The organism is Microseira wollei NIES-4236, assembly GCF_020521235.1.
Classification (GTDB): domain Bacteria; phylum Cyanobacteriota; class Cyanobacteriia; order Cyanobacteriales; family Aerosakkonemataceae; genus Microseira; species Microseira wollei.
In genome coordinates this window covers 1-19,344 of record NZ_BLAY01000188.1, presented here as the reverse complement: position 1 = coordinate 19,344, position 19,344 = coordinate 1, and the positions used below count along the sequence as shown (strand labels likewise).

Sequence of the window (19,344 nt, the reverse complement as noted above, 5' to 3'; positions counted from 1 at the left end):
TTAAACGTTATATTGAAGATCCTCACCATCGTTGATTCTGAAATACGACTGCGGTTAAAACCGCTCGTGTCGCTTTCCTCTCAGCTCTTTAGAGACTGAGTTTCTCGCTTCCCGTTTTTCCTATGAGGGCTAGGACTTACGCGCATATGGATGTACCCAGTTAAGATGCGAAATTATTAAAGCTTTGAACCAACTCTTGCATCGAGTTAGCAGCTTGTTTATTGGTGATGCTCGCAGTCACCCTGTCCTTGCACTTGGATAAAATTATTACACGACTAAAGTGGAAACGGCAAAAAACTACAGTATTTACCCGCAAAAATCCTAGAAACCGGCTTTCTGCGTCGATCTCTGGTTGCCTTTCCCGATGATTTTTCCTAGCCACCCGAAGGCGATCCGGTTTAAGCCCCCCTTGCCATTGGGGGTTGGGGGGATCGATGGGTAAATCCTCTATATACAACCAAAGCTACCGGACATGATATACAGCGGATTGCAGCCGTATGAAGTACACATTACAGCGGATTGCTTTTCGAGTGAGGGAAAGCGTTATCGCTTCGTTTGTCAAGCGCGCACCCTTAAGGGTGCGCGCTTGACAAACTTTCGGTGTACAAGAGAAGGCTGCAATCCGCTGTAATGCTGCTTGCACACCGCTGTAAATTCAGGACTTACGCAAATCACCTTTGTTTCTGCGAAAAATCCTTGGTTTGGCAACCAGAGATTTACGCAGAAACAAAGGTGATAGCCTCGTTATGCGTAAGTCCTGAAATTCTTTCCCATGCCCCATGCCCTACCAAGGACTTCCAATCATCGTAAAACCTGCCCAATAAAAGGGATGTGCCAAAGTTTTATCTCCCAACTGTGCTAATTCTGGCGGCAGGGAAACAGAGGACAACCCCGGAACTTGCAATTGACCCCCTTGCAGGCGTACCTGTCCCCTCAGCATGGCAATTTGTGCTTGTCTGAGTGCATTGGCTTTAATTGCAACTCGCTTTAATTGTGGATAAAACTCACTCATCAGTGCCAACGTGGCTGTATCGGATACATACCACAAACTGGCTAACGCTGTTTTAGCGCCCGATGCTACCGCCAATCCTCCAAACCCCAACTCAGCTTGTTCATCTCCCACCGCTGTGCGACAGGCACTCAATACTAATAATTCCACAGGTGGTTTATTCCATCTCAATTGCCGCAATTGGTCTAATTTGAGTTGGGTGTCCCACAGCTGAATGTAAGAGTTATTGGAATTTCCGGGTTTGAATTCTCCGTGAGTTGCTAAGTGAATAATGCCAAAAGGTGTAGCAGCGCGTTGGGATTTGAGATTTTCCAGGGTGAACTGTTCGTTGAGAAATCCTTTACCCGACCATTGATTGGTAATATTAGATAATTCTATTGGCACAGCAGGTAACGGATTTAACTCTTTAAATTCTGATGCACCCATTGCCAGAACTTGGGCGCTCTTGATATCGCCAAGGCGAGTATCGGTTAAATTGATGCTGGGAATTAAGCTGATACTGTACTTTTCTACCAGAAACTGTTGTCCGTCGTACAAAGCGGCGATAGGAAGAGTTCGCAAACCAGCATCCAATGAGAATGCGATCGCATCTATCCCCCTCGCTTGCAATTCGGCTGCCAAAGGTGCAATTAACCACTGATATAGTTGTTGTGCCGATGCTTTGTAACTATCAGTGTCCCTTTCGTTGGGATCGGTGATGGTTTGACGAAATTCTCTCGCCAATTGCAGCACAACTTCGCGCTTCGCCTCTGGAACGCTGACGTAAACGGGTTTGCAATTTCGGCGCAAAACCTGGCGCCTCGCCTCTGGCACGCTTCTGTCAATTGGTTTGCAATTGGGAGAGACTAACACTAAATCTAATTGTTCTGGGCTAGCCAATACGTAAATAACAGCCACTTTTTTCCCCGTGCGTTCAGCAATTAAGCCCAAAATCTCCCCAATTTTTTCCAGCGATACTGGACTCGAAGGCAGTTGCGAAATATTGCCTTCAAAGTAATTGGTAAATTCTTGTTGTCTGAGTTGCTCAATCAGCCATACTGCCCGTTCTAAGTTGCCCCTTTGCAGCGCCTGAGTAATATTTTGTCGCAAAGGCTCAGTAGTATCAATAGATACTCTTCTCGCGACTGCATTGTTTGCCTCAATCGGCGCAGTCGTTTCCCCCTGAAGGTCTGTTCCAATTCTGGTTTCGTTTGCAACTTCCCCGCCGCCACTATTGCCGCCACCTGGATTATTAGGATTATTAGGATTATTGGGCGTCCCCGGATTAGTGGGATTATTGGGCGTCCCCGGATTAGTGGGATTGTTGGGATTCCCCGGATTAGTGGGATTATTGGGATTCCCCGGATTAGTGGGATTATTAGGATTGTTGGGATTCCCCGGATTAGTGGGATTATTGGGATTCCCCGGATTAGTGGGATTATTGGGATTCCCCGGATTATTGGGATTATTGGGATTCCCCGGATTAGTGGGATTATTGGGATTATTGGGATTCCCCGGATTAGTGGGATTATTGGGATTCCCCGGATTAGTGGGATTATTGGGATTCCCCGGATTATTGGGATTATTGGGATTCCCCGGATTAGTGGGATTATTGGGATTCCCCGGATTAGTGGGATTATTGGGATTCCCCGGATTATTGGGATTATTGGGATTATCTGGATTATTGGGATTATCTGGAGGCGGATTGCTGCCGGGAGTTGTAATCACCCTTGTCAAACCTTGGGTGAAAGGCCCAAAATAAGATCCGGGTCTTACGGTTTCTTCCGAACCAGTGCCAGCTGTAATGTTGCCTCTGGTGCCGTTATTCGTAGTATCAACCGTGTTGCCGTTGTTCGGATCGCGCTGCACGACAAAGGCAGTGTTTGCCCCTCCCCCATGTCGAATTGCAATCGACCCGCCGCCAGTTCCTCCGGCGGTGGAAATGCTAGATTCTATACCATTTCTATCTGTGAAAATACCCAAAGCGCGGAAAAATCTGGCGGTGGTAATATCAACGCTACCCCCTCTACCCCTTTCGCCACCTTGGGCATTGATAAAGTCAACTTGGATGTCGCCTTCGGGATCGAGGGAGACGTTACCGCCATCGCCGATACTGGCACTGGAGTTGATTTCCCTAGTGGTAATTTGAACTGGTGTTTGAACGGTAATTGTCCCACCTTTGGTAGTGCCGGATGCGTTCAGGTTACCCGCTGTAATCACTCCCGCTTCACTCTTGAGGGTGATGTTACCGCCAGCACCCGCAGTGGAACTGGAAGTGATGTTACCTGTAGTAATATTACCAGCTGCACTCAGGGCGATCGCTCCCCCATTCCCCTGGTTATTAGCAGCATCCAGCGTCCCTGCACTGGTATCGATCGTCCCACTTTTGCTGGTGATTGCAATCCCCGCTGGGGCAGTAATATTGCGAGTATTTATGTTTCCATTCGCACTCATGGTGATGGAGGCGTTACCCTTTCCGGTAATGGTTGCGGTGGCAGCGACCGCTCCCGATCCTGTTTGAATTGTTACCGGGTCTTTAAAAGTAACGTCCTTGGGGATGGTAATGCTGGCGGTGCTATCTGTGCGTCCGATGGTAATCGAACTAAAGCCATCTTGCAAAGCGTTAATCTCTGCTGCTGTTAGGTCGAGAGTTCCAGCACCTGTGTCCGCAGCACTGCCGAGTGCGATCGCTCGATCTTTTGCCAAAGGTTGCAAAGTCAGGTTGCCCGTCCCCGCCACCGTACCGCCCAAGTTAATTTCGTCACCCGTAAGGATGATATTACCGACAACTTCGACGTTATCGTTATAAATTTGACCCGCCTCTGCGGTTGTAGTCACGTTACCCTTGATTTGAGTCGTTCCACCCGGATTAGTAGTGACGCTAGCAGCATTAACGGTACTGTCAAAGCGAGTTGTGCCGGTGCTGTTAAGAGTCAAATTGTTCAACGCCACTGTATTACCCACAGCACCTTTAAATGTGATGTCCCCCTTCCCCGCATCTAGCAGCAGGTTATACTTGCCATTGACCGTACCGCCAAAGGTGATATTACCCGATGAGTTGCCGCAGATGTAATCCGGACCAATAATACAAACGGCTAAATTATTTGTTAGAGCAATCGGGCCATTTAATTCAACATTATTGGCGCGGGTTTGGATATTTCCGGTTGTAATATTATCGGTAGCGTTGAGGGAAATCAAACCGCCTTTGGGTGCATCTAAAATGCCTCCACTAGCAGCGTTGAGATTGCCTGTCGCAATCCTACTGGCATTGTTGATCCGGATATCGCCACCAACTTTAGAACTGACGTTAGAATAGCTGTCGATATTACCCGTGGTGATGCTGCCGCCTTTAGCATCCAAGGTAACGTTACCGCCACTACCTACATAGAAAGTTCTCGATTCTAGATTACTTGTAGAGATAGCACCGCCAGCGGTAGTGATGCTGATACTTCCTCCATCTCCATCGGCAGAACCAGTCAAAATATTCCCGGTGGTAATTGTGCCGGTGGGGGATAAAGTTGTCAAAGAAACTTGACCACCGTTGCCGAGCGAAATTTCAGATTTAATTGTGCCTGCCTTGGTATTAATATTACCTTTGGTGCTGGTTATAGTAATCGGGCGACCTGGATTATTAATATTGTTAGTGGTAATATTTCCATCAGCTTTCAGGAGAATGCTGGCGTTGTCTTGTCCGCTAATGGTAAAACTATTCGTCGAGAGCGAACCCCCTGCACCAAAAGCGTTCAAAATTATCGGATCGTTGAAGGTAACATCATTGGCTAAAGTAATAGCACCGCTGGTGTTGCTTCCACCGATAATAATACCGCCAAAACCATTGGCTAAGGAATTTAATTCAGATTGGGTAATGTCTAAGGTATCTTTGCCGGTATCGCTGATGCCGTTGATTGCAATATTTTGACTTGGGGTTGCTGCTTGCAGCTGGAGCGTTCCCCTACCCTTGATTGTAGGGGTAGTTTCCCTTGCCAACCCAACAAAGTCAATTTCATTAGCCTTGAGGCTAATATTACCACTACCGGGTGCGCCTGTTGCATCGATGCTATCGGTGGTAATAGTATTGGCAGCATTGAGGGTAATATTGCCGCCACTAATAGGAGCAGTAGAATTTATCAGACCTGTAGTGATGTTACCAGAGGTGGCAGTTAATCCGATCGCACCTCCACTCCCCTTGTCCGATTTAGTTTCTAAACTCCCCCCAGTAGTATCGATATTGCCGCCGCTGCTGATCGCAGTAATATCCCCACTCTTACCGCTACCAAATGCTCGCGAATGGGTAAAACCTGTGGTGATATTGCCAGCTGCTTTCATGGTAATATTGCCGCCATCCCCGCTGTTAGAGTCGGCGTCCAAAATCGCACCAGCGATATTAATTGCTCCCCCACTGCTACTAAGGATAATATCGCCGCCTTTACCAGCACCATCGGTGTCTGCTGATAAAATCTTGCTAGTAGTAATATCGCCAAAAGCTTCAAAGGTAATTGTACCGCCATTGCCTTTAGTGGTAAAACCGGCTAGCACATCTGCTTTTGCATTAATTGCTCCTGCTTTGCTAATTAGGGTAATATTACCGCCATTGCCCAATCCAGATGTGTAAGAATATAGTTCAGAGACGGTAATATTGTTTTTCGCGGTTATAGCGATCGCGCCTCCAGTGCCACTAATTGAAGTCGAGTTGATATTACCATTCGCGGTAATATCATTATCAGCTTGGAGCCGAATTGCTCCCCCATTTCCACTTTCAGCACTGCTGTTTAATTGCCCATCTATCGTAATCGAACCCCCACGACTGGTCAAATTAATCGCTCCACCATCTCCACTATTATTATTCGGAACGTTGAGCGATTGAGACAATATCTCTCCCTTAATAATAATATTGCCGTTGCTGGCATCAACCGTAATATTTCCACCGTTGCCAGGTGTACTTTCACCTGTATAAACAGCAGAAAATGTATGTAATTTATTGACAATAATGTTACCGTTAGTTGTGGTAATGCTAATCGGTCCGCCATTGCCCGCCTTACCTGCACCAGGAACATCTCTAGAGCGAGATTGTATCGGGTTGCTTGCCACAATATCGCCGTTAGCTTTAATATTAATTGCACCCCCATTCCCAGCAGGGGTGGTAACTTCAGCCAGGGAAATTACTTTACCTGCAATATTAATCCCACCTTTTGTAGCGGTCAAGTTAATATCGCCGCCGTTGGGCAAAGGGGTACGATTATCGACTGTAATAGCTCCAATATTTAAGCTAGCACCTGAAATCGATACACCACCCCCCTGTGTTTGGATGGTGTGCCCCGACTTCATCGAAAAAGAGCCAACTCCATCGTTATCTGTATCGGCTTTAAACGCAATCGACCCAGTAATAGCTTTGAGGTTAAGAACGCCGTTGCTTAAACTTTCAATCGTAATATTATCGGTTGCTTCTAAAATAATGTTGGCATTATCGGGTAAAGATTCAAGTGCGTTTTCCGATATGGTGAAAGTTGCACCTGGACTATCACCTGCCAGGATTTGCTTATCCGCCAATTCGCCATCGTTAGTCGCTCCACCCCCGCCGACGATTGTGATATCTTTCGGGTCTAGCAACAGCGTCCCAGTCTTGCCATTCGGTGCAGTCAAATCGACTTTACCGGCAAAAAACAGAGTATCTTTCCCCGATATTTCTACAAATCCACCATTCCCCGAATTGCTGCCACCTTTAGCACTGATGGTGCCATAAAAATCCGTCGCTTTATCCGCCCAAACAATCGCCCTGCCGCCATTTCCTCCCGTAAAACTATCAACCGAAATCGCCGAATTTGCATCTACAAAAGTTCGAGACGCATTGGGGACAGTGCCTTGTCCGCGATAGTCTCCCCCAACCAAAACATTCCCGCCGCCATTTGTCCCGGAAGCGTTAATATTGGCACTAACTAATCCAACTTTATCGCCTAAAACTTGTACCCTTCCTCCGGTCTTTCCAGAAGTATCCAAATTTCCCGCTACAATCGTTGTACCCGCATCTGTCGGGATGGAAATTCCCGCACCTGTTAGAATGACTTGTCCCTTTTCGTTAAGGGTTACACCCGTGGCATTTCCCCCACTTCCACCTGTGAGCAATTGCGGCAAAGATAAAATCGGTAACGTCCATTGATTCGGTTGATTTCCACCCGGTGCTGTCACATCCAAACTGAGTAAAAATCCCGGTTGAGAAAGTCTCACCGTTCTTGCTCCCGGTACAGAGAGAACCGTAATTTGTCCCGCCGGTGCTGTCAGCTGTCCCGTATTAACAACCGTACCGCCAACTAACGCCAAATTTTGCCCCGTCCCTACGGTCAAATTCCCGGCGTTGATAATGCTTCCCGGTTGACTCATCGTGAAAGCAAATGCATTCGGCGTACCATTTAAAATGTTATAATTATTAGTACCTGTCGCATTAAAAAAATTATTTCCATACCCAATCCCGTTGGCCGTCGTCGCAATAAAAGAAGCCGGAACGTTTAAACTTGCACTCGACCCAAAAATAATCCCAGCGGGGTTGATTAAAAATAAGTTGGCATTGCTACCAAGAACCTGAATTAAACCATTAATGCGGGAAGGATCGCCGCCAGTAATTCTACCTAAAATATTGCGAATTTCAGGTAGAGATATAAAATTAGCGGTTTGACCGGAGTCGAGATTAAATTGAGTGAAACTGTGGAAGAGGTTGGTGCGATCGCCTGAAGTTTGCCCCCCCGTAATATCCAAACGGTTACCATCGGGCGTGACAACCGTATTTGTCCCGTCTGGTGCTGGTACAATCGGTTGTGCCAATACGGATTTGACACCAAATGGTGTGACAATCGAAATTGCTGCGAGTAACACAGCAGCTTTTCTGACCGTGGGGAATGCTTTCTTTGAAATTGGGGAGGTCATTTAAGTTAAACACCGGGGGGAAGGAATTGGGCAAGTTTTAGCCTCTGATCTCCACGATAGCTCGCGATCGCTAAGAGCGTACACATGCGGCAACTTGTGGCTTTGTTTGATATCATGTCCGCGAGAGATCGGTAGTGTATGGATGGCTAATTGCTAATTGCTAATTGCTAATATAGTATTTTTCCTGACATTAGCCATTAGCGATTAGCTATTAGCAGTTACACAACCGTTGCTACTGGAGATGATATGATTGTCAAGATTGGCTTCTTGGCATAGGATCAAACCTCGCCAACACCCTATTATTACCCGGAGTAGATGACCGCCAAACTTGCTTAAATTCTCCACCCGCAACCGGCGCAACACTGAGGGTATAATACGAATTTCCCTTGCTCATACTACACATCAACATATAGGATTTTAGGGGCGGGTTTTACCAATAACCTTTGGCAATTTCTTTCAATTTACTCCCTCCGCGCCGGAAGAATAACTATTTAAGAAACCGCGAAGACACGAAGAACACGAAGAAGGAAGAAGAAAGAGCTAAATAGTCTTCTACCGCGAAGGGAGTAACTCTTCCCGCGCAGCTCCTTGTGTGGCGAATTGATGCAGAAACCCGGTTTTGCAAAAAAACCGGGTTTCTCTGGTTAGCATTGAACGCGCACAGGGCATATCCCTAAACCAATTATGCGTGCTGGGAGGTCGCGCAGAATGGGTAGGCGCAAGAAAGTTGGTGGAGTTAACGATTGATTCGGGTCTAGGGCGCGGGCAAGAAGCTGCTGCTGGACTAATGACTGAAATGCCTGGATAATCCGAGTAGGCCACTCGCGCTGCCGCTGGACTTCAGCTAAATCCCACAGATGCAGTCCACCGCGTTTGAGCGGTTCGCTCAGTATATTTGCGGCTACAACTGCATCTTGAACGGCATAATTGATGCCAACTCCCCCAACTGGGGACATGACATGGGCAGCATCGCCAATTAAAAGCAGTCCGGGACGATACCAGCGGGGGAGGCGGCTAGATTCGACGGAGAGAAAGGCGACTTGCGACCAATCTTGCAATTGTTCTACGCGCTCGCTCAATTCCGGTACAATCTCAACTACCGACTTTCGCAGCACCTCTAAACCCGCAGCACGCAACTGTTGATACCCGCCTTTGGCAATAACGTAAGCAATCTGCCACTCGTCACCGCGATTGAGCATTGCAACAATTCGACCGCGACCAAAGCGCCCCATCCCACCTTCCCCATCTTCTGGTTTGCGGGGTAAGCGAAACCACAGAACATCCATCGGCGGCGAAGTTTCAATCGGTTGAAAACTAGCCAGTTGTCGCAGTTTGGAGTGGCGACCATCTGCACCGACTGTGAGATGCGCCCTAATTTCGTGCCATCCCCCATGTCCTCGATATAGCACACCTCGAATTACCCCATTTTCTTCAATTAATTCCTGCACATTCGCCCCCAGCACCAGTTGGAAGTTGGGATAGCGTTTCGCTTCTTGTGCAATAAACTCCAGAAATTTGGCCTGGGGCATCATCGTAATGTATTGGTAGCGAGTTTTCAGGCGACTGAAGTCGGCGAATTGGATTGAACCGTTGGGGGTTTTGACGGTAATATGACGCATCTTGGCGTGAGGCAGTTGCAGCAAGCGTTCTGCCAAACCGAGTTGATCCATAATTTCCATCGTTGACGGGTGAATTGTATCGCCCCGGAAGTCGCGGTCAAAATCTTTGTGCGTCTCCAGCAACATCACCGGAATGCCTTGGCGCGCCAGCAGCAGCGATAAAACCACACCCGCAGGGCCACCCCCGACGATGCAGCAAGTTGTCTCGGCTACGTCGATAATGTCATGGATTGGGACTGGTGTTTCAGCTTGTGAGAAATCGGTATTCATAGGTTTTAATTGGTAGCCAAATGCGATCGCATTACGGACACCGGGCATAATAAGTTGCGATCGCTTGTTCTACTGTTCTAGCAGGCCAAGGGCCACAGTTATGCATATGTCCCCGTTTAAAATACACGCCGCCGCCATAATAGGGTAGACGTTCATTTTTAGGCATTGCTACATGAACGGCTATTTGACCGCGATTTAAAATTACCACCAAATACATGTAATTGGTTGTTTCTAACGAAGAAGTATTCAGGTTTTCTATAGACCTTGTAAATATTGAATTTTCCAAGTAGTAACTCTGTTGGTTTTTATTAAGATAGTTAATTCTTTCTATGGCTTCCACTTCTCTAGCTCTGTCTGCCATTCTGAGGAAAGAGGGTAATGCGATCGCTGCTAAAATACCCAAAATAAAAATTACAATCAGCAATTCTAGCAAAGTAAATCCTTGATTCTGATTTTTTACCAGGGAAATTAGCAAAAACTTAAGCTTGAAGTTATTCATAGTTTCCTCAAACAAAAGAAGTAAACGGTTACTTATCGAGCGGTTTAGCTAAGTATTGCCATTTTTGGGGAACTTCGGCTTGATTTTGACAAATTACTGGCAACCAACTGGCACAGGGAAAGTAAAAGTCTTTGTCTTGTAAAATCTGCCTTGCTTGTCGCATCGAGACGTATAAAGATTCACCGATAGCAAAATTTTTGATAAAATTATTGAAGAATTCTTGCGCCACTATATCTGGCACTAGCTCGCGCATTACAATCATTTGGGGAACGTACAAATTAGCTAGCTCACGGGCAAATCCTAACCCGTCGCAAGAGTTAAAAATAGCTAGTTGCAAACCTCGCGCGATCGCAGCTTTTAAAGCATGTTCTATTTCACCAATTGTTAGCTTTTCGGTTGCGTCAATCTCTATCCATCCATCGCTACCATCCCATTTGCTGGAACTATGTCCGGAATAACAGAGAATGTCCCAGCCTTGTTCGTCCCATAAATATTTGTTAAATTCGGCGCGATTAGGCTTGACTAAAAAGACAACTTCTGTATTCGGGAGGGTAGCGATCGCTCGCTTGTCTGCTTCAAGGTTGAGATGAGAATCGCTTCCCAGTATTGCCAATATTCTAATTTTTGTTCGGTATCGCTCTAATTTTATCGCTCGATCTGCCGCTGTACGACTGATAGCGGCTTCTGCTTTGGGGTAGCTATCAAAAAAATCCCACAAATTCCAAGGAAGGCGTCGCAGTTGGAGATTTTCTGTTTCGATAATTATCCGGATTTCGTCATTCGGGTTGAGTTTTTCCCGGAGTTTATTGACGGTTGGACGAAAGATTTCTGAATTTAGCCAATTGTTGAAGTTTGTTTGAAATTTAGCGGCTAATTCGTGCAAAATTTGCTTATGTTCGGTTTCGGAATGTCTTGTTGCTGCAGATTTGGGTTTGATGCGATCGCTTACATCCCTATTTTTATAATAAACTTCCCGCCAATCCTGATAATTCTTCACAATTTCTGTTGCATCAGGCAATTTTCCCTCAAATTTTACCGGGTAACGATGTCCATCTGACCAAATTTGTACCTTAACTATTACACAGTCTTTTTCATAATCTAAATTCAGCATCACTACCCTATCTTTACAATTAGCTTCTATTTGTTGAATTACTGCTTTCATATTAGCGGTTTCGATTTCTTGCCGTTGCATCGATCCTTCTAATTTCCGAAATCTTTCCTCTAATAATTTCAACTCTGTATCGTATATTTTCACAAACTCGCTATGAATTTTAAATTTATCTGCCTCCAGAGGAACGCGAACCTTAACGACAACAACGCCATCGCCTTTATTTTCAATACTTTGAACGCATAATTGAATATCTTCGTTTTGAACTTGTACTTGACTAAAAGAGTGGCTAAAAGCCGTCCAGTTAATCCCATTGCGGAATATTAAATCGACCGTTTCTACCACCTTTTGAAACAGCATGGTAAATTCTCCCGGTTGAAATTCGCCACTATTAGGACGACGTTCGCGATCGTCGGTTCGAGGTTTTGGATGTTCTAGCAAATAAACATATCGACAGTCAACCCATTCTAGGTTAGTAGTGTTGTCAATATTCCAAGTTCCCAAACCACAAGCACCAGTAAATTTAGCTTCTTTAAAATTAGTGCCGATTGCTTGTGTTTGGGTTAAATTGGCATTTTCTAAATTGGCAGCTTCGACGGTTGCTTCGCTCAGATCGGCTTCTTTGAGATTAGCACTGCTGAGGTCGGCTTTGATTAGATTAGCGCCTCTGAGAGAGAAATTACTATAAGATTTATTACAACCATCGCCGCTGACTAGCAAATCGCGAATTTGTGGCTTTTCTAATATTGTCTGGCTTAATTTAGCCCAGTCAAGCTTTTTACTCAAATGCCAGAGAGTGCGGGTTGTATTTGCTGTTGTGAAATCGGTGCTTTTGAGGATAGCATGACTAAAATTGGCCTCGGTTAAATTGGCATTGCGAAAGCTGGTTCCGCCGATAGCAGTGAGTGCGATCGCTACCTGACGAAACCAAGTATAATTTTCATCTTCTACCAGAACTTTTCGGGCGTTAAAATAACTTAAACTCGCCAAAACTCCAGCAAAGATAGTCCCTAAGGCAATAACTCCAATTTGAGATGGAAGATTGTTAAAGTATCTAGCTGTATTTCGGGTAACAATTCCCGTAGCGATGACAGCAATAGCCATTGCTTCAGCCATAATTAAAAATTCAAATTTTTCAGCGACAACCGTTCCCAAAACCACGGCTAAAGACAAGGTAGCCAATACAATCAGCGTTGCTACAACAGAAATAGCTAAAGGCACAATAATAGCAGCGATACCCACATCCGTTCTACCGCTTGCAGCTTCGATAAAGTTGATAGTTCTAAAAGCTCTAAACCAACTAAAAAACTGATTTCTATCCGTTCCAATAGCAGCTAAAATACCAATTGCCGGTACGACTATAGCAACTGCGCCTGCGACAATTGAGAAAGCTTTTTGGATGCCTTGGCGCAGGGAAACGAATAATAAAACTAAATTCACAGATAAGAGCAGCAAAAAGCAGATAAATTCTGGAATATTCGGACTCTGATCGGGAGGTCTGGGTATTAAAAATTTCACTGGTTCGTAAGCAGCAAAGACAGTAGTAGCACCCGACACTGCTGATAGAATTGCCGCCAGAATTAACATAGTTATTTCCCACTGGGGTTTCATTCCCGCTTGAGCATAACTAAAATCGGCATCTGTGAGAATAGCACCCGTAAAGTCAGCGCCTCGAATATCTGAGTAGGAGAAATCGCAATTGCTAAGATCTTCGCTTTTGAAAGATTTTCCTTGTAGATTTTGGTGGCTGTAATTGTGGGACATATAAGAAACCTTCTCGCTTCTCGCTTCTCATTCCCAGGTTCTACCTGGGAATGCTATTTGGAGGCTCCCGCCTCCCAAGAAAAGAATATATTAGGACTTACGCAAAATTTATATATGTAGGGTGCGTTAGCGATAGCGTAACGCACCATTCACGATATTTGGTGTCCCTGCGTAAGTTCTGTATATATAACGAGGCAGAGCCTCTATTTATGCGTTCCCAGGCAGGATCCTGGGAACGAGACTACAAGCAAAAATCTTGGGTTATGCTTGCTTCTTTCAACGCGACAGTGATGCTGAACTTTTCTCCTGATTCAGCACTAAAATGCTGCTGAATATAATTATCCTCATCTTGGGCTTCGGCGTCAAGAACTGCTGATCCCGACGCATCTTTTACTATCAACTTCACCCCCTTTGGTAAATAAATTTGACCTTTAACTGGATGCACTTGCACCCGGATATCTAGTTCCTGATCGATCTCAGGCGACGGAATAACTATCAATGCTACTGACTGTTTTTCCAGTTGCATTTCCAATTCAATTTGCTTACCCCGCGTCAGGCTAACGCCATGTCTAAACCCAAATGCCAGAGCAATTTGTTCTTGACTTAAAAGCTCGTCAATTGTCAACCATCCTGCTTCAATTATTCCCTCTAACCATTGTTTCAAATTTACAGATTCAGGTTGTAATTTTTGAGACAAAAATTCAATCAAATCTTCCAAGGGTTGCAGTTCGTTCAAAGGTACTTCTTCAGCGGCAGTTTGAGTGAAGCCCAATATGGTTGCTTGTTTTAAAGATTGGTGTAGCTGCACGGCTACGTAGCCAATTCTATCTGACCAAGCATCGGGGGGAATCTGACAAACTTCTGCATCTGGCAAAACGGGACGACATTCTATTTTGCCGATTTGTTTAATTTCTAAATCGGCTACGTCCAGAAATTTCAGCATCACTGGATTGTAACTATCGCTGATTTCCCAATTCGTCTCAAATGCCATGCACTGGAGATAAAAATTAACCGCGTACACGGCGAGGGTATTCAGATAAACTTGTTTGACTTTTTTTTGATTTGCTAGCGGTTTGCTCAACTGTTGGGCGAGGGAATGCGCTTCAAAAGAGAGCGGAACTGTAAAAGTTAATCGTTCGGTAAGTCGGCTCATCATTAACATCTCCCTGCTTGGTTAAGTATCGCTATAAATTGTTACGAAAATACTCGTTGAAATTCGGCAAATTACGCTTGACAAAACTGACAATCGTCTGCATGGGAATACCAAAATCAATCGAGAGTTCATTCCAGGTTTTACCTTCCACATATTTAGCCCAAAGCAAGTTTTGCAGGACGGGCGCGTTTGGATAACCTCTGATAGCTACCTGCAAGCGGTTTTCAGGGTCTTGTTTGAGAAACTGAGCCAGCTTTTCTGTTGTGTCATCAAACTCAGTTTCGCGGTTATCTGGAGTGTCATAATTAAGTGCATCTAGAGAAAAAATAACGGTTGGTGCTGCCCGATAATAGTCTCTCACAACATCAAGGAATCGATATTTCAGCAGTTTGTTAACCCAAGCCATGACAGGATAGTTGGGGTTGTATTGGTCAATCTTTTGACAAATTTCTAGCAAGGTTTTTTGAAGTGCATCATTATAAAGATCTTCGTAAAGATGACGAGGCCAATTTCCTTGTTGGGGATAAGCGAGTTTGGGCGAGCGCATAATTTCACCCACTAGCCTATTCAAGGCTAACCGCCGTTGTGAACTTTGGACTGGGTGCTGTTGGGCTTGTATGGCAAGCTGTTTCAGCGTTTCTTCATGGTTCTCCATGTAAGCTCCCTGGTTCAGATCTCTAGATACTATGCCCATGTCTGTAAGGTGAATAGGGGTCATGGGTACTTCCGGCTTCGATCGCAGCCGAGAGATTCTCTATTTGTGTTTCGGGTTCGCTGCGGGGCTTTTATGCAAACTGGCGCATTTTTTACAAAAGTTTACTTTGAGGGGTGAGAAAAAATTTTGCCAAAGTTGCATAAAGCTGGCTGGCTTTTAGCGAAATAGTTAGCAAGAGGTTGGGCGATCGCTTTTCTTTGAAGGGATGCGTTCGCGAAGCTAGCCCTTGGCATATCGCTCTCATCCTAAGACCTGCTCTTGATGCGATCGCAATAGATCCTGCACTAACCCACTCACCCGCCAGAGAATAAATTCTCTGGCTAATAGCGAAAGTCCTCTCAAGAGGACTAGAAAAACGTCTTCAGTCCACTTAAGTGGACTTGAGCTATGAGCCGTGGAATTCATTCCACGGCGGGAGGACAACACTGGGTGCAAGATCTGAAATCGCCTTTGTTTGAAGGGATGCGATCGGATTTTTTGAATACCTAACTTTACGCAATTTACACAGCATTTGAGGAAAGAGTTGTATGACGACCATCAGTAAATTCTTAATGATTACAGCCGGGGCAACATTGATGACTTTGGCAAATGTTAGTGCTACACAAGCAGCAACTCTCGGAGGTTCACTTTACTTTACTGGAGGTAACATAACAGTACAGGTTTTAGGAGGAGAGGCTGGTTTAACCAGCTACCTGAGCCTTTACTCTCCAGAGAACCGATATATTGCCACTAATCGGGAAGTTGGCAAGGTAGTAAATTTGGGAAATCTTCCACGGGGAGCAGAACTAATCTTTGGCATCCTTGCTGAAGGAAACACTTTTTTAATGGGACCAGGATCGCGTAATCCTGATGGTATCCCCCACGCTGTAGTCAACTTTGTTGCTCCTGGAATAGCGGATGTCGGGTTTGAAGATTTATTCCGCGGCGGCGATCGGGACTACGACGACAACAATTTCCGGTTTACTGGAGGGATTGCTGCTGCTCCGCCTCCACCCGTACCCCCCATTATCACGAGTTTAACTTCGGATTTAACAATACCTATTCACCACCTATTCGACTTTGCCGCTACCGCTACAGACGCTGACTGGGGTGACATTCTAACCTATCTGTGGGATTTTGATGGCGATGGAAATTACGACGATTTTACTGGTACTAGCGGTCGGTGGTCTTTCGATCGTCCAGGTGACCATAAAGTGAGCTTGCGGGTTGTGGATCGCTATGGTTTGTATGCGGATGGCTCTTTTAATGTTAAGGCAGTTCCCGAACCTGCTTCTGTGTTTGGTTTATTAGCTTTTGGTGCTTTCGGTGTCAGTTCCCTGCTGAAACGCAAACAGCAACAGAAAGTTTTGAATTCAGTTGCAACTGATTGATGAGGGATGCGCGATCGCACTGCATACAATTGGAGTGCGATCGCAACGAGATCCAGATGAAACCCTTATGCGATCGCCGGTGCAATTTGAGCGTGCGATCGCCACCTTAACGTACCACAGTGATACCATTTGAGTGAATCATCCAAAATAAGAAATGGTATCGCGTTCCGAATTGATAGCCGAACTAATAGAGAACGGCGTCAGGTGTACTCCAGAGAATATCATTGGTATTGCCAAACTAGCTGATGGCAAAATTGTTTTCTTAGAAACTGGAAACTCCAAAGCTGGTTTACAACACATACTGGAAAACCACACTGTTGATTTTGCCAATAAAAAAGGCATTCCTCCAGAACAAATTCCCGATGCCGTAATCGCAGCCGTCACCTAAGGCACTATTGTAGGTTATCTAGGAGCGGGAAGGAAACCACGACCCATTTATCAGGTTTCCTTTCTAGGCACATTTCAATACATTGCCGTGACAGTAAGCGACAATGGTTTTATCGTCGGAGCTAATCCTACCTCTAACCCCTAATTCAACAGAGGATAACAATGAAAAAAACAATCAAGCTAATGGCAGATTATGGATGCTACCCCTTATGGTGGGTTGAAGACGAGAAAGTGGGTGCGCTCTCTCCATCTGAGTTGCCTCTGAGTCAGGAAACCATCAAACAATTAAAAGCTTGGGCGAGTATCTACGATGACACTTTAAACCAGGATTACCCCCCAGATTCTGGTTTGGCAAGCGAGCAAGAAGCTGAAGATTTTGAACGCCAAGGTGTCAGTCTTTGGCAACAACTTTGTCAAGAGTTAGCACCAGACTATGAAGTGTTTTATTTCAGCGAAAAACTTCGTCAACTGCTCACCGATCCAAACAAAATTCTTTCCCTTGTCTAAAAGCAACACAGGTGATACGCACATGTTTTAGTTCCTTATTTTCATCTAGCAGATAGCTGAGAGTCATGGGTTGATTTTTGAAACTTCTAGCTGTTGTTGAGAGACAAGTTTACCCTCTGCCAGTTTTTGCCGCAGTCGAACGATCGCCCCATGAGGATTTAACTCTTGCGCCTTGCGTTGCTGATCAGCAAATTCCATCCAATCAGCCAAGTATTTGCTAACAGCTTCCTGGTTGTGCAGGTAGTAAAGAATCGTTGCGTAAACTTGTTCTAGCGTTAGAGTCCGGTAACTCTGAGCAATTTCTTCCGGTGTCCGCTTGCGATGAATGAAATCATAGAGGACTGTTTCAATTCCTACCCTTCCTTAATCCGAATATCGTTAGGATATAAAAAATCGAATTAGTCTTCTAGTTGCATAATTCAAACCTCTGAATTCACTTTCCTAGTCTGGCATTTTTTCGCATTTTATGCCCAATTCAGTTGCAACTAATTGATGAAAGAGGAATGCGCTCGCTCGTTTAGGATGAAGTGCGATCGCACCTCACAGGAATTCCACGCGATCGCTTTTTACCCATCGCCATTTCAATGCTCGTAAATTCCCTCTTTCCAACCCTCCGGTACATACCCATCCAATATGGGTAACGGCGCTAGTTCAACCGCCTGTACAATCAGCGATTCACCGTTGGGAAATTCCACAGCGAGCGCAGATTTCTGTCGCAACAGGTTCAAAAACTCTTCTACTGAGATGTTTCTTAAACTCTCAACCGCAATGCTTTGTTCAACATTCATTCATTTTTCCTTTGGCTGATGTCACAATCGCCTGTCCTAATCTTAACGAAATGGGTAAAAATTACCCGCTATTGAGAAACTGCAAACGCCAGTTGCTCCTCATCCGGTGCAGAAATAAGTCCTTCTTCTGGTGTGGTAGTTACCTCAATCCCACGTCGTCGTAAGCATTTTCATCCAGGTGAAATCGCATCGTTCTTGGCATTTTGCTTTTTTAGCTTCTGTTGAACCAGAGAAGGTGTTTTAGCCTCCATCTCCCTCACAAATTGTTCATCTTCATCAATTTGTTTTCTAATCTCTTGCATATGGTCGCGCTCATACGCCAAAGCAGCATACACATCAGCCAAAGTAATACTCGGATAATGATAGACACTCTCGTCTGGAGACATCCCCATCCTTTCGTGCCAAATTACAATATCCTGCACTTTAATTCTATGTCCAGCAATACGCGGCTTACCACCACACACACCAGGAGTGATTTCGATATGCCCGGCAATTACAGGTTCAATAGACATCTTTACTTATTCCACTGTGTTGATTCACATGTTTTTGGCTAAATATTTTCATTCTAACAGATTGCCAGTTCATTTACAATTTGACGCGCTTCGGCATGGCGGGAATCGCCCTTCTCAAAAACCTTTTTTGAGCCAATAAAATGACGAGCGATCGCCCCTCAAAAATCTTTCCCTTACCAACCTATCTTTTTCACAAAATTACCCAAAAAAGGAGCCAAAATGTTAAAATACATTCTAGTCGCTGTTGTCGTTTATTACCTGTTGATAGCCCGCGCTTTTTTCACCACCTGGCTATCCGTCTTCCAGCAAGATACTCAACTGACTTCAGAAGAGAAGTTTCTGGCTATAGTAATCTTGATTCTATCAACAGTTTTATGGCCTTTTGTTCTTCCTCTTGCTTACTTAGAACTCCTACGCAAAAATTCAAAAATCTTGCCCGAATGAACCGAAACACAATCGATATTGCCTGCAATGAGGCGGGTTGATGGGAAATATTCCCCAAACAAACCGGGTTTATCTGAAAAATCGTCCGGCATGTAGGGACACGGCATCCGAAATATTCTGGGAAAATGCAAATTTGATGATTGCCGTGTCCCCAGGCAGAAACCTGGTTGATAAAATTGGAAATATTCCCCAAACAAACCGGGTTTATCTGAAAAATCGTCCGGCATGTAGGGACACGGCATCCGAAATATTCTGGGAAAATGCAAATTTGATGATTGCCGTGTCCCCAGGCAGAAACCTGGTTG

Annotated in this window: 14 protein-coding genes and 1 pseudogene; 6 read left to right on the top strand and 9 right to left on the bottom strand. The window is 45.1% G+C overall.

What is annotated here, in order from left to right; translation table 11 throughout:
* Positions 1-784: 784 nt before the first annotated feature.
* The 6 genes from MiSe_RS39805 to MiSe_RS39775 form a co-directional block, all read right to left on the bottom strand.
* Positions 785-7,903 carry a CHAT domain-containing protein gene (locus MiSe_RS39805; protein WP_226591156.1) on the bottom strand — a complete coding sequence of 2,373 codons (7,119 nt, stop codon included), beginning with the start codon at positions 7,901-7,903 and terminating at the stop codon, positions 785-787.
* A 644-nt stretch (positions 7,904-8,547) separates the two neighbouring features.
* On the bottom strand, positions 8,548-9,792 hold the full coding sequence (locus tag MiSe_RS39800) for an FAD-dependent oxidoreductase (RefSeq protein WP_226591163.1): 1,245 nt from the start codon (positions 9,790-9,792) through the stop codon (positions 8,548-8,550).
* A gap of 31 nt (positions 9,793-9,823) precedes the next feature.
* Positions 9,824-10,291, bottom strand: a complete 468-nt coding sequence (locus MiSe_RS39795) for a type IV pilin protein (protein ID WP_307731634.1) — start codon at positions 10,289-10,291, stop codon at positions 9,824-9,826.
* A 28-nt stretch (positions 10,292-10,319) separates the two neighbouring features.
* Positions 10,320-13,163: a pentapeptide repeat-containing protein gene (locus MiSe_RS39785; protein ID WP_226591154.1), complete on the bottom strand. Its 2,844-nt coding sequence runs from the start codon at positions 13,161-13,163 to the stop codon at positions 10,320-10,322.
* A gap of 241 nt (positions 13,164-13,404) precedes the next feature.
* Positions 13,405-14,319: a DUF1822 family protein gene (locus MiSe_RS39780; RefSeq protein WP_226591151.1), complete on the bottom strand. Its 915-nt coding sequence runs from the start codon at positions 14,317-14,319 to the stop codon at positions 13,405-13,407.
* A gap of 28 nt (positions 14,320-14,347) precedes the next feature.
* Complete coding sequence (locus tag MiSe_RS39775) at positions 14,348-15,034, bottom strand: sigma-70 family RNA polymerase sigma factor (RefSeq protein WP_226591149.1); 687 nt, start codon at positions 15,032-15,034, stop codon at positions 14,348-14,350.
* A gap of 524 nt (positions 15,035-15,558) precedes the next feature.
* On the opposite strand from MiSe_RS39775, the gene MiSe_RS39770 reads away from it, so the two are divergent.
* The 4 genes from MiSe_RS39770 (at position 15,559) to MiSe_RS39755 (ending at position 17,295) form a co-directional block, all read left to right on the top strand.
* Complete coding sequence (locus MiSe_RS39770; RefSeq protein ID WP_226591146.1) at positions 15,559-16,401, top strand: PKD domain-containing protein; 843 nt, start codon at positions 15,559-15,561, stop codon at positions 16,399-16,401.
* On the top strand, positions 16,388-16,534 hold the full coding sequence (locus MiSe_RS39765; RefSeq protein ID WP_226591144.1) for a hypothetical protein: 147 nt from the start codon (positions 16,388-16,390) through the stop codon (positions 16,532-16,534). The genes MiSe_RS39770 and MiSe_RS39765 overlap by 14 nt, the downstream gene beginning before the upstream one ends.
* 21 nt (positions 16,535-16,555) lie before the next feature.
* On the top strand, positions 16,556-16,789 hold the full coding sequence (locus MiSe_RS39760; protein WP_226591141.1) for a hypothetical protein: 234 nt from the start codon (positions 16,556-16,558) through the stop codon (positions 16,787-16,789).
* Between the two features lie 161 nt (positions 16,790-16,950).
* Entirely contained in the window at positions 16,951-17,295 is a 345-nt protein-coding gene (locus tag MiSe_RS39755; RefSeq protein WP_226591139.1) for an immunity protein CdiI family protein, read from the top strand.
* Positions 17,296-17,358: 63 nt separating this feature from the next.
* Here MiSe_RS39755 and MiSe_RS53215 read toward each other — a convergent pair.
* The 3 genes and pseudogenes from MiSe_RS53215 to MiSe_RS39740 all read right to left on the bottom strand — a co-directional run bounded on the left by MiSe_RS53215 (position 17,359) and on the right by MiSe_RS39740 (position 18,595).
* Positions 17,359-17,669: pseudogene (locus MiSe_RS53215) on the bottom strand (DUF433 domain-containing protein).
* 207 nt (positions 17,670-17,876) lie between these two features.
* Positions 17,877-18,083: a hypothetical protein gene (locus MiSe_RS39745; RefSeq protein WP_226591136.1), complete on the bottom strand. Its 207-nt coding sequence runs from the start codon at positions 18,081-18,083 to the stop codon at positions 17,877-17,879.
* 170 nt (positions 18,084-18,253) lie between these two features.
* On the bottom strand, positions 18,254-18,595 hold the full coding sequence (locus tag MiSe_RS39740; protein ID WP_373872980.1) for a DUF433 domain-containing protein: 342 nt from the start codon (positions 18,593-18,595) through the stop codon (positions 18,254-18,256).
* 219 nt (positions 18,596-18,814) lie between these two features.
* Between MiSe_RS39740 and MiSe_RS39735 the strand changes: the two genes are divergently transcribed.
* Positions 18,815-19,039 carry a hypothetical protein gene (locus MiSe_RS39735; RefSeq protein WP_226591133.1) on the top strand — a complete coding sequence of 75 codons (225 nt, stop codon included), beginning with the start codon at positions 18,815-18,817 and terminating at the stop codon, positions 19,037-19,039.
* Positions 19,040-19,079: 40 nt separating this feature from the next.
* Positions 19,080-19,344 (top strand): hypothetical protein (locus MiSe_RS39730; protein ID WP_226591130.1); only part of this gene is annotated, 265 nt, incomplete at its 3' end.